10 protein-coding genes and 1 pseudogene are annotated in these 11,603 nt (G+C 39.7%); 7 read left to right on the top strand and 4 right to left on the bottom strand.

What is annotated here, in order from left to right; genetic code table 11:
* Nucleotides 1–571 precede the first annotated feature (571 nt).
* Both AC3WR0_RS06660 and AC3WR0_RS06655 read left to right on the top strand, forming a co-directional pair.
* Nucleotides 572–1,765 carry a glycine C-acetyltransferase gene (locus AC3WR0_RS06660; protein ID WP_492551563.1) on the top strand — a complete coding sequence of 398 codons (1,194 nt, stop codon included), beginning with the start codon at nucleotides 572–574 and terminating at the stop codon, nucleotides 1,763–1,765.
* Between the two features lie 32 nt (nucleotides 1,766–1,797).
* Nucleotides 1,798–2,742 (top strand): L-threonine 3-dehydrogenase, encoded by a 945-nt coding sequence (locus AC3WR0_RS06655; protein WP_492551562.1) that lies wholly within the window; start codon nucleotides 1,798–1,800, stop codon nucleotides 2,740–2,742.
* A gap of 161 nt (nucleotides 2,743–2,903) precedes the next feature.
* On the opposite strand, the gene selD is transcribed toward AC3WR0_RS06655, so the two are convergent.
* Nucleotides 2,904–3,956, bottom strand: coding sequence for a selenide, water dikinase SelD (gene selD / locus AC3WR0_RS06650; protein WP_492551561.1), 1,053 nt, complete (start codon nucleotides 3,954–3,956; stop codon nucleotides 2,904–2,906).
* A gap of 198 nt (nucleotides 3,957–4,154) precedes the next feature.
* Here selD and AC3WR0_RS06645 point away from each other — a divergent pair.
* Nucleotides 4,155–4,340: pseudogene (locus tag AC3WR0_RS06645) on the top strand (Rdx family protein); the annotation flags it as partial.
* 42 nt (nucleotides 4,341–4,382) lie between these two features.
* Here AC3WR0_RS06645 and AC3WR0_RS06640 read toward each other — a convergent pair.
* Nucleotides 4,383–4,748: an Hsp20/alpha crystallin family protein gene (locus AC3WR0_RS06640; RefSeq protein WP_492551560.1), complete on the bottom strand. Its 366-nt coding sequence runs from the start codon at nucleotides 4,746–4,748 to the stop codon at nucleotides 4,383–4,385.
* A gap of 106 nt (nucleotides 4,749–4,854) precedes the next feature.
* On the opposite strand from AC3WR0_RS06640, the gene selA reads away from it, so the two are divergent.
* Nucleotides 4,855–6,261: an L-seryl-tRNA(Sec) selenium transferase gene (gene selA / locus AC3WR0_RS06635; RefSeq protein ID WP_492551559.1), complete on the top strand. Its 1,407-nt coding sequence runs from the start codon at nucleotides 4,855–4,857 to the stop codon at nucleotides 6,259–6,261.
* A gap of 102 nt (nucleotides 6,262–6,363) precedes the next feature.
* On the opposite strand, the gene AC3WR0_RS06630 is transcribed toward selA, so the two are convergent.
* A complete protein-coding gene (locus AC3WR0_RS06630; protein ID WP_081679910.1) occupies nucleotides 6,364–6,507 on the bottom strand; it encodes a small acid-soluble spore protein P in 144 nt (47 codons plus the stop codon).
* Nucleotides 6,508–6,618: 111 nt separating this feature from the next.
* On the opposite strand from AC3WR0_RS06630, the gene AC3WR0_RS06625 reads away from it, so the two are divergent.
* A complete protein-coding gene (locus AC3WR0_RS06625; protein ID WP_027319559.1) occupies nucleotides 6,619–6,879 on the top strand; it encodes a hypothetical protein in 261 nt (86 codons plus the stop codon).
* 61 nt (nucleotides 6,880–6,940) lie between these two features.
* Here AC3WR0_RS06625 and sspO read toward each other — a convergent pair whose 3' ends face one another.
* Nucleotides 6,941–7,090, bottom strand: a complete 150-nt coding sequence (gene sspO, locus AC3WR0_RS06620; protein ID WP_492551558.1) for a small acid-soluble spore protein SspO — start codon at nucleotides 7,088–7,090, stop codon at nucleotides 6,941–6,943.
* 335 nt (nucleotides 7,091–7,425) lie between these two features.
* Between sspO and acnA the strand changes: the two genes are divergently transcribed.
* Both acnA and mtnA read left to right on the top strand, forming a co-directional pair.
* A complete protein-coding gene (gene acnA / locus AC3WR0_RS06615) occupies nucleotides 7,426–10,155 on the top strand; it encodes an aconitate hydratase AcnA (RefSeq protein WP_492551557.1) in 2,730 nt (909 codons plus the stop codon).
* A 290-nt stretch (nucleotides 10,156–10,445) separates the two neighbouring features.
* Nucleotides 10,446–11,540 (top strand): S-methyl-5-thioribose-1-phosphate isomerase, encoded by a 1,095-nt coding sequence (gene mtnA, locus AC3WR0_RS06610; RefSeq protein WP_492551556.1) that lies wholly within the window; start codon nucleotides 10,446–10,448, stop codon nucleotides 11,538–11,540.
* Nucleotides 11,541–11,603 lie beyond the last annotated feature (63 nt).

Raw genomic sequence — 11,603 nt, 5'->3', positions numbered from 1 at the left:
TGAGACCCCGCAGGCGCTTTAGCGCTGAGGAGGCTCACCGCACGCCCCGCGGAAAGCGAAGCATCCTGGAGTGGAAAACAACCGGCCAATTTAACAACCGCCATCCTTTAAGGACTTTTTCAGTGGCCTCGTCATTTACAGGGCTGTTTTTTTTATCTCTTAGGAAACTATAATTTTACTTTTGGATAACTTAGAACTAGGATATGGTAATTCAACTTCTGAAGAAAAACTTCGTCAGCTATATCTATCACGAAGAAAAAGTAGTAGCTTTTTCGAGGATGCTGGTTAGGAAGGCTTGCTCAGGACATGTGGATTTAAGCTTTTATCATTAAACCACCACACCTTTTTGTTCTAATAGCAGAGGGATAAGTGTGTATTTTAATTCATACAGGAAAAAGAAAAATTTTAAAAAAATGTCCTCTAGGAATGAACATAAATAAAATATATGGTAAAGTATTAAGAGGGAAACCTTTTATATAAGTGAATTCAAACTAACTTAAACTGTCTTTTTCAGATGTACATATGTTTTTGATACAACAACAAAATGAGATTTTAAATGGGAGGTTCAAACATGTCCAGTAAAACATTAGAGCTTTTTTTAAATGAAAACCTTGACGATTTGAAAGGAAAAGGTCTTTACAATGTAATTGACCCGCTCGAAAGCCCAAATGGCCCTGTTATTACGATTCAAGGTAAACAGCTTATTAACCTTTCTTCCAATAATTATCTTGGCCTAGCGACGGATGAACGCCTTAAAAAAGCAGCAGCAGAAGCTCTTGATCAATTTGGTGTTGGCTCAGGTGCAGTAAGAACTATAAACGGAACATTAAAGCTACATGTTGATTTAGAAGAAAAATTGGCTGAGTTTAAGCATACAGAAGCCGCTATCGCTTATCAGTCAGGTTTTAATTGCAATATGGCAGCTATCTCTGCCGTTATGGATAAAAATGATGCTATTTTATCGGATGAATTAAACCATGCATCCATTATAGATGGCTGCCGCCTTTCACGTGCTACTACTATCCGTTTCAAACATTCCGATATGGATGATTTACGAGCAAAAGCAAAAGAAGCTAAAGAATCAGGAAAATATAATAAATTAATGGTTATTACAGATGGCGTTTTTTCCATGGATGGGGACATCGCTCTGCTTCCTGAGATTGTAAAAATAGCAGAAGAATTTGATCTAATTACTTATGTAGATGATGCACATGGTTCTGGAGTTCTCGGAAAAGGAGCAGGCACAGTCAAGCACTTTGGCCTATCTGATAAAATTGACTTTCAAATTGGTACATTATCAAAAGCAATTGGTGTTGTAGGCGGTTATGTTGCAGGCAAAAAGAATCTGATTGACTGGCTTAAAGTACGGAGCCGTCCATTCCTTTTCTCTACCTCTTTAACTCCAGCAGATGTGGCTGCAAGCAGAAAAGCCATTGAAATTTTAATGGAAAGCACTGAGCTGAACGAACGCCTTTGGGAGAATGGAAATTACCTGAAAACAGGCTTGAAGGAACTTGGCTTTAATATCGGCAATAGCGAAACGCCAATTACTCCTTGTATTATTGGCGATGAAAAACTGACACAGCAGTTCAGTAAACGCCTTAATGAAGAAGGAGTTTACGCAAAAGCGATTGTGTTCCCGACAGTGCCGCAGGGTACAGGAAGGGTGCGGAATATGCCAACAGCTGCCCATACAAAAGAAATGCTTGATAACGCAATTGCCATTTACGAAAAAGTAGGAAGAGAAATGGGCGTTATTAAATAGCATCGAAGTATATTGCGGAGGATGGAGAATTAATGAAACGTATTTTAATAACGGGGGCTTTGGGACAGATTGGATCAGAGCTTACCTTAAGACTTAGAGAAGTTTACGGATTCGATAATGTTATCGCCACCGACATTCGGAGAAATGATAGTGAAGCTGCAAATAGCGGTCCATTTGAAGTGGTTGATGTGACGAATCTTGAATCCATGATGGAAACAGCTAAAAAATATAATGTTGATACCGTTATGCATCTTGCTGCACTTTTATCTGCAACTGCAGAAGCAAAACCAGTTTTTGCATGGAATCTTAACATGGGCGGGCTCATGAATGCCCTTGAAACAGCAAGGGAACTCAAGGCTCAATTTTTTACACCAAGTTCTATTGGAGCTTTTGGTCCATCAACCCCTAAGGAAAATACTCCTCAGGACACGATTATGCGCCCTACTACGATGTACGGTGTAAACAAAGTAGCAGGAGAACTGTTATCTGATTATTACTTCCATAAGTTCGGCGTGGATACAAGGGGAGTGCGTTTTCCTGGATTGATTTCTTATGATACACCTCCAGGCGGCGGTACAACAGATTACGCAGTGGAAATCTATTATGAGGCTGTTAAAAACGGAAGATATACATCTTATATTGATAAAGGAACCTATATGGATATGATGTATATGCCTGATGCATTGAATGCCATCATTAACCTAATGGAAGCAGATCCTGCAAAGCTAATTCACAGGAATGCTTTTAATGTAACAGCAATGAGCTTTGCACCGGAAGAGATAGCAGCTGAAATCAAGAAAAATATTCCTGATTTCCATATGGAATATAATGTAGATCTGGATCGACAAAAAATTGCTGAGAGCTGGCCAGATTCTATTGATGCATCTGCGGCAGCAGCAGAGTGGGGCTTCAAGGCTGAATATAATCTTGAAACCATGACTAAAGATATGCTTGAAAAGCTTCGTCAAAAGCTGTAATCCTTGTAAAAGGGACCAAATAATTTTTATTTGGTCCTTTATTTACGTTACCATAAATACTCTGAACCAGGTCCTTATAATCCCACACCACAAGTCTTTCCTCATCTAAACAGGCCTGCAGGTACAACTAGACTAAAAAAAGCACTCCAAAATGGAATGCTTTATCTTGAAACATAGATTAACTTGTCCTTTTGATCTGAAACACGCCCAATGATAGCAGCGTATCCACCGCCGTTTTCATGAAGGTTTTCGACATACTGAACGGCCTCTTCTTCAGAAATAGAGATCAGAAGTCCTCCAGAGGTAACCGCATCACATAATACAAGTTGTTCATTATCTGAGATATCTGCATATTGAATATCGTTAAACAGCCATTTATGATTAGATTTTGAACCTCCAGGTACAACCCCATCTTTTGCAAGTTCAAATGACCCTTCCAAAACTGGCACTTTCGATAATTCTATTTCAAAAGATACCCCGCTGCCACGAGCCATTTCACTTCCATGACCCAGCAGTCCAAATCCTGTCACATCTGTAACGGCATGAGGATGGAAGGGCATAAGATTTTCTGCTGCAGCCTTATTCAGCTCAGCCATTGTTTCGGTTACTATTTTCTCCTGGTCCGGGGTAACTGCTCCCCGTTTAATGCCCGTGGTTAAAATTCCGACTCCAATTGGTTTTGTCAGGACAAGTACATCTCCTGGCTGGGCTCCAACGTTTTTCCACACCTTATCTGGGTGTACAATACCGGTTACAGACAAACCAAATTTAGGTTCCTGATCATCAATTGAGTGACCTCCGACTGTAAGAGCACCGGCTTCTTTCACTTTATCGGCTGCACCCCGAAGAATATCAGACAACGTGGCAGGACCCAGTTTTTTAATTGGAAAACCGACTATATTCAATACTGTTTTAGGTTCCCCGCCCATTGCATAAACATCGCTTAAAGAGTTTGCTGCTGCAATTTGTCCAAACATATATGGATCATCAACGATTGGAGTAAAATAATCAACCGTTTGAATCAGGGCAATAGTATCTGTTAATTTATAAACCCCTGCATCATCGGATGTTTCGTGTCCCACGAGAAGCTCAGGAACAGGATCTTGCTTTGGCAAATGACGCAAAACTTGCGCCAGGTCCTCAGGACCAATTTTACAGCCTCAACCAGCTTTTGTTGAAAAAGAAGTAAGGCGAATTTTTTCATTTTCACTCATTAAGTCCACCTCCATTTCATTAGTATAACTCTTGCTAAGAAAAACCGCACTTCAAGAAGCATAACATTTGCGAAGGAATTATAGGGTATATTAAAATTATTATATCTTAGTGGGTATATTAGATATTTTCCAGGGGGTTTATTCATGAAAAAGCATCAGGTTATCGTCGAATTTTGTATGATGTGAAACTACGCACCAAAAGCCGCGAGTTTCGCGGAAGAACTTTTTACTCATTTTCGAAGAGATATTGAAAAAATGGAACTGGTACCTGTATCAGGCGGGGCCTTTGAAGTAACAGTAGATAACCAAAAAATTTACTCCAAGCTTGAAACCGGAGTATTTCCAAATACGGAAGAAATTATTAGTAAAATTGAATCTCTATAAGTACGAAGCCCTCTGCGTAAATGCAGAGGGCTTTAAATATTTTTATGGTAAAGTAACAAAACGATTTTTCCCTAAACCAGGTTCGGATTTGAAAATAAATACTTCAAGCGTTCCATTAGAGAATAAAGCGGTTACTTTTTTTTCTATAATTTGAAAAGGAAATTCCACTTTTCGAATGAGGCGTTCATCCTTCTTTATGCCGGAAATAATTAAATCATTCCCATTTATATAAACGGTAATTTCCGAGCTTTCAAAATCTGGAAGAAGCGCTTCCACAATCCATTTTTTATCTGTTTCATATAAATCAATACGGAATTGCATGTGATCTAAATAAGTAGTAAGCGGATCAAGAAAATATGTTTCCAGCCATTTTTCCATTTTTGAGGAATCATTGGGCTTTTCAGACATTGGAATCCCCCTTTGCTTGGTTCATTTTATTCACTTAATTCCAAAAGGTGAAAAGATGGTATAATAACAAATATCCATTTTCACTTTGCGTAAAGGGGTCTTAAGTGTGAAACAATGGCTGCGCTCAATTCCAGCCGTACATGAGCTTCAGCAGCATGAACGGTTTTACCATCTTCTTGAAAAATATACTATTGATTCCGCTTCTTTAAGCGAAAATTTAAAGGTAATTCTTGATCAATGCCGGCAATCCATACTGGAGAGTAAATGGGAAGGGCCTGAACCTGGTACCTCTTCTTTTATAGATACCTTATTTAATAGGCTTGATCATCTGCTTAGCCAGAGATTTGCCTATACGATAAAAAGAGTTATCAATGCTACAGGCACAATTCTCCATACCAATTTAGGCCGGGCAAGACTCAGCGAGGAAGCAATAAAGCATGTTTTAAATACGGCTCAAAATTATTCCAATCTAGAATATATACTTGAAAGAGGATCCCGAGGATCCCGCCATAGCCATGTTGAGGAACTATTAAAGCGGATAACTGGTGCAGAAGCAGCTATGGTAGTAAATAATAATGCTGCAGCAGTTTATCTGATTTTAAGGGCTCTTGCTAATACAAAAGAGGTTATCGTATCCAGAGGCCAGCTAGTTGAAATAGGAGGATCCTTCCGTATTTCTTCTATTATGGAAGAGAGCGGGGCTAAATTAAAGGAAGTCGGGACCACTAACAAAACTCATTTGTATGATTATGAAAATGCTGTTTCAGAGGAAACAGGAATGATTTTGAAGGTCCATACAAGCAACTTTAAAACAATTGGGTTTACAAAGTCTGTTGATTCTAAAGAATTAATTGATTTAACCCATAGTTTAAATAATGTGGTCTACTATGAAGATTTAGGAAGCGGAGCATTATATGACTACCGGAAACAGGGGATTGGGGAAGAACCCGTTGTGAGGGAAGTAATGGATATGGGTGCTGACCTAGTTTCTTTTAGCGGCGATAAGCTTCTTGGAGGACCGCAGGCGGGGATTATAGCAGGAAAGAAAAACCTAATAGATAAACTGAAAAAGCATCAGTTGGCGAGGGTTGTCCGGGTAGATAAAATGACACTTGCAGCTCTTGAGGGAACTCTTATTGAATATGCTAAAGGTGAAAATGCCGTAAAAAATATTCCGACATTAAGGGATATTCTTGTTCCACTTAATGAACTGGCGGAACGTTCTCAGGAGTTTGTTGAGAAATTAACCCCGATGGCACCATTATTATCTGCAAGAATAATTGAAGGGACAAGCCAGGTAGGGGGAGGAACCATGCCGGAAGTGGAAATACCTACTCGGCTTATTTCGCTAAAGCATGATTCTTTAACAGCAGAACAAATGGGAATAGAACTTCGTACGAATGCTGTCCCTCCAATTGTAGCTAGAATCCAAAAAGAGGAATTGCTGATTGATTTAAGAACTGTAACTCCTGAAGAAGAGACATTAATTCATAATGCTCTGAAAAAGTTGTAAGAAGAAATAGATTTAACAAAAGGCTGCCAAATGGCAGCCTTTATCTAATGCCGTTTTTAGCGGCCTGTCCTATACAACCACCTGCATGGTGGTTCTCAATTACTACATATCGTGATGGTGACCATGTTTGGCCCGAGAGTGCTGTCTGTTTTTTACCTTATGTGAACCGCTCAATGGAGCGGGCTGGCCTGACTTATTTCCTTTAGGAGCGTTGCGGTGCATGTCTTTGCTATCGTTTTTGTTCATATTCATCCCTCCTATAACTTAGGATGCTTTTTACATGCAATTTTATTCTGCATATTTCTTGAAGGGTTGAGCAATTTAACGGTAAACACAGAAAGAGGAGTGAACCAAACAATGCCTTACAACAAGAATAAACAGCAGGCATTCCAGGCTGCCCAGCAGGGAGTTGAAGATGCAAGAGAGCTTTATTCTGAAATCGTTAATGACAGTGCCAGCTATGGCCATCAGCTTCAATACCTTAAGCAGGAAGTAAATGAAGCATACCAGCAAATTGAAAATGCTCTTGAAGTAGCCTCAGAACATCAACGGGCCCAGCTTGAGCAATTCCAGCAAGATCTGCAAAAAATTGTCCAGGAAGTAAATAATTACGAATAAAGAAAACTTTACCCTATTAATAAAAAAGGCGGGCATTTTATATACCCGCCTTTTTGTGATTTTATTGATTCTTTTTCCGCTTTTTATTATTTTGCTTTTCCATTTCAGTTAACGGCTCATTGGCCATTTCTTCGTTAAAGCCCGCGCCTTGCCCCTGACCCTTTGCAGCATTCGCTCCCGGAATAACATGATTCGCTTTTCTTCTTTGCAAAAATATCACCTCCTGTATTTATTGTTTCCTTTAATTTTAAAAAGAATGAAGGAGTATTGTTTTTTCAACATAACAAAAGGGAATGACGACAAATAGTAAACCCAATATAAAACGCTCATAAAATAGCCAATCAAGGATTTAAAACCATAAATCAAATATTTTAATAAGAAAAACTTATCAGCCACAATAACATTCTTGTTATTTACTTATATAAAATGTTGTATTAAGATTAGAATTGTGAGAAAAGTGAGGATGGATAAGAAGATTCAAACTTTTCGACTTTTAAAGTAATTTGGTATATGATGTCGATGATGTCGATTGAAGGGGGAAGAATTATGGTGAAAAACGATGTTTTTAATGCGCGTTCATCTTTTGAGGTGAATGGTAAACGCTATCACTATTACCGTTTAAACGCACTGCAGGATGCAGGTGTTGCCAATGTATCAAAATTGCCATATTCCGTAAAAGTATTACTTGAATCAGTGCTCCGCCAGCTTGACGGCCGAGTAATTACAAAAGAGCACGTTGAAAACCTAGCAAAATGGGGAACAAGTGAAGTTAAGGAAATTGATGTACCTTTTAAACCTTCACGTGTTATCCTCCAGGACTTCACTGGTGTGCCAGCTGTCGTTGACCTTGCTTCATTAAGAAAAGCAATGGCAGACATGGGGGGAGACCCTGATAAAATCAATCCTGAAAAAACAGTTGATCTTGTTATCGACCACTCTGTGCAGGTTGACAAATATGGAACTCCTGATTCACTTGAAGCTAATATGGAACTTGAATTTGAGCGTAACGCAGAGCGTTACCAATTCCTAAGCTGGGCACAAAAAGCCTTCAATAATTATCGTGCAGTTCCACCTGCAACTGGTATCGTACACCAGGTAAACCTTGAGTTTCTTGCTGATGTTGTACATGTGGCTGAAAACGAAGAAGGGGAGCTTGAGACTTTCCCAGATACACTAGTGGGAACTGACTCCCATACAACCATGATTAACGGCCTTGGTGTACTTGGATGGGGTGTAGGCGGTATCGAGGCAGAAGCCGGAATGCTAGGCCAGCCATCTTATTTCCCTGTACCTGAAGTAGTAGGTGTTAGGCTTACTGGTGATCTTCCAAATGGTGCAACTGCTACTGACGTTGCTTTGAAAGTTACTCAAGTGCTGAGAAGCCAGGGTGTAGTTGGTAAATTTGTTGAGTTCTTTGGTCCAGGCGTATCAGTGCTTCCATTGGCTGACCGTGCTACAATTGCCAACATGGCTCCAGAATACGGCGCAACCTGCGGATTCTTCGCAATTGATAATGAATCACTGAATTATTTGCGTTTAACTGGCCGCGATGAAGAGCAAATAGAAATCGTAGAACAGTATTGCAAAGAAAACGGGTTATTCTTTAATCCTAACGAGGAACCTGTTTATACAAATGTTGTAGAAATAGACCTTTCAGTAATTGAACCAAACCTTTCAGGTCCTAAGCGTCCGCAGGATTTGATTCCTCTTTCACAAATGAAGGAATCTTTCAATACGGCGGTAACAGCTCCACAGGGAAACCAGGGCTTTGGCTTCAATGAAAAGGAATTAGATAAAGAAGTAACAGTTGCTTTCCATAATGGAGATCAAACTGTAATGAAAACTGGTGCGGTTGCTATTGCAGCTATTACAAGCTGTACGAACACCTCTAATCCATATGTATTGGTTGGTGCCGGACTTGTTGCCAAGAAGGCTGTTGAACTTGGAATGGAAGTTCCTAAGTTTGTTAAAACTTCCTTGGCTCCAGGATCAAAGGTAGTAACAGGTTATCTTCGTGACTCCGGATTGCTTCCTTACCTTGAGCAAATGGGCTTTAACCTTGTCGGTTACGGATGTACTACTTGTATTGGTAACTCCGGCCCTCTTCGTGAAGAAATTGAGAAAGCAATTGCGGACAGCGACCTTCTTGTGACTTCCGTACTTTCCGGAAACCGTAACTTTGAAGGACGTATTCATCCGCTTGTTAAAGCAAACTACCTTGCATCACCACCATTGGTTGTTGCATACGCACTTGCAGGTACAGTTAATATTGACTTCGCTTCTGAGCCAATCGGCAAAGATAAAGAAGGCAAAGACGTATTCTTCAAGGATATCTGGCCAACTACTGAAGAAGTAAATGAAGTAGTTAAGCGTACTGTAACTCCTGAGCTGTTCCGCAAGGAGTATGAGCATGTATTCAGCGATAATGAACGCTGGAATGAAATCAAAACTAGCAATGAACCACTTTATACATGGGATGCAGACTCAACTTATATCCAGAATCCTCCATTCTTTGAAGGATTAACACCAAATCCTGATGAAGTTAAACCTTTGTCTGACCTTCGTGTAGTAGCAAAGTTTGGTGATTCTGTAACAACAGACCATATTTCACCAGCTGGAGCTATTGGTAAAAATACACCAGCGGGTAAATATCTTCTTGAAAAAGGCGTTCAGCCTCGTGACTTTAACTCTTATGGCTCTCGTCGTGGAAATCATGAAGTTATGATGCGCGGAACATTTGCGAACATTCGTATTCGCAACCAGATTGCACCTGGCACAGAAGGCGGAGTTACAACTTACTGGCCAACTGGTGAAGTAACATCCATTTATGATGCTTGCATGCAGTATAAAGAAAACGGTACTGGACTTGTTGTTTTAGCAGGCAATGATTATGGAATGGGATCTTCACGTGACTGGGCTGCAAAAGGGACCAATCTTTTAGGAATTAAAACTGTTATTGCCCAAAGCTTCGAGCGTATCCACCGTTCAAACCTTGTATTAATGGGAGTTCTTCCTCTTCAATTCAAGGATGGAGATAGTGCTGAAACTCTTGGATTAACAGGTAAAGAAACAATCAGCGTTCAAGTTGATGAATCAGTAAGACCAAGGGATATGGTTAGGGTAACTGCTACAGACGAAAACGGCAAAGTTACTGAGTTTGATGTTCTTGTCCGTTTTGACTCTGAAGTAGAGATCGATTACTACCGCCATGGCGGAATCCTTCCAATGGTACTTCGTGAAAAATTAAAAGTTTCCAATACTAGCGATGTTCTGTAAGTAAAAGGAAAAATCCTTAAGAAGAACCATGTTACTACACATGGTTCTTCTTTTTGTTTAAGTTGATTCTATAAGTGAAAAATATAGGGGCTTGATGCGGAGTTCAAACTTCTGCTCTCTTTAAAAAATGGCTATTCAAATAATATAAGGGGCCAAAGGATTGCCCTTTTGTAGTTTTGAATAATTTAGAGTATTATTCAACCAATTAATTTAAAAAATTCTAAAAAGCCGAATAAATTTCTTACTCTAAAGTCCGATTTAATGTTAAAATGTCGAAGGAATCTTATAGAATGGCTTTTACAGAGTTATCTGCAGAAGAGGAGATGGAAGAATTGAGTGAGCAAGTTTTTTTAAGTTCAGTATCCTACAGCAATGGAAAATTAAAAATTTTAGATCAAACAAAAATACCCAATATAACAGAATTTCTTGAAATAGAAGATATACAAGATGCCTGGGATGCAATCAAGCAATTGAAGGTACGCGGTGCTCCTGCGATAGGTATTGCTGCTGCTTATGGATTATTGCTGGGAATCAAAAATGCGCCTGAAAGTTCGTTCGAGGATTTTTATCGGGTTTTTAAAGATCAATCCAATTATTTGGCGACTTCCAGACCAACGGCCGTGAATTTATTTTGGGCTTTAAAGCGGATGGACGAAACAGTTCAAAAAACAAAGCTTCTTTCGATTAAGGAGATAAAGGAAGCACTTGAAAAAGAGGCTCACTTTATTCGACAAGAAGATGAGGAAGTATGCCGTTCCATCGGTGAAAACGCACTAACTCTTTTCGAAGACGGAATAGGAGTGCTGACTCACTGTAATGCTGGGGGCATTGCTACTGCAAAATACGGGACCGCTCTTGCGCCACTTTATCTTGCAAAAGAAAAGGGCTGGAATCTCCGTGTATTTGCTGACGAAACTAGACCATTGCTCCAAGGGGCCCGTTTAACAGCATGGGAGCTGCAGCAGGCAGGAATAGATGTTACTCTTATCACAGACAGTATGGCTGCTATGGTAATGTCTAAGGGATGGGTACAAGCCGTTATTGTTGGATGTGATCGGGTAGCTGCAAATGGTGATGTAGCAAATAAAATCGGTACTTATGGGGTCGCTTTGCTGGCAAAAGCTCATAATATTCCTTTTTATGTTGCTGCTCCAATTTCTACGATCGATCTTGAAACAAAAACAGGAAATGACATACCAATTGAAGAGCGTGATGCAAGAGAGATAACCGAGGGATTTGGGCAAAGAACTGCACCTGAGGGTGTAAAAGTGTTTAATCCTGCTTTTGACGTCACTCCTTCACATTTAGTTTCTGCCATTATTACCGAAAAAGGAATTCTCAAAGGAAACTACGGCGAAGAATTAGGAAAGCTCTTTCAAAAGTAAAGAATGGAATGGAAAAGAACAAATATTAGGCGGTTAAAATTCGTTTTTATTGTTTACTGAATC

The organism is Neobacillus sp. FW104-15D2 (genome assembly GCF_058790155.1).
The sequence above is the reverse complement of the archived record's forward strand: the minus strand, read 5'-3'. Positions and strand labels throughout refer to the sequence as shown.

Bases quoted from the DNA above. Each gene is read 5' to 3' on its own strand.
- mtnA (WP_492551556.1), top strand. From the start codon at position 10,446: ATGGCTTTTACAGAGTTATCTGCAGAAGAGGAGATGGAAGAATTGAGT.
- acnA (WP_492551557.1), top strand. From the start codon at position 7,426: ATGGTGAAAAACGATGTTTTTAATGCGCGTTCATCTTTTGAGGTGAAT.
- AC3WR0_RS06660 (WP_492551563.1), top strand. From the start codon at position 572: ATGTCCAGTAAAACATTAGAGCTTTTTTTAAATGAAAACCTTGACGAT.
- AC3WR0_RS06630 (WP_081679910.1), bottom strand. From the start codon at position 6,507: ATGAACAAAAACGATAGCAAAGACATGCACCGCAACGCTCCTAAAGGA.
- AC3WR0_RS06640 (WP_492551560.1), bottom strand. From the start codon at position 4,748: ATGTCTGAAAAGCCCAATGATTCCTCAAAAATGGAAAAATGGCTGGAA.
- AC3WR0_RS06625 (WP_027319559.1), top strand. From the start codon at position 6,619: ATGCCTTACAACAAGAATAAACAGCAGGCATTCCAGGCTGCCCAGCAG.
- AC3WR0_RS06655 (WP_492551562.1), top strand. From the start codon at position 1,798: ATGAAACGTATTTTAATAACGGGGGCTTTGGGACAGATTGGATCAGAG.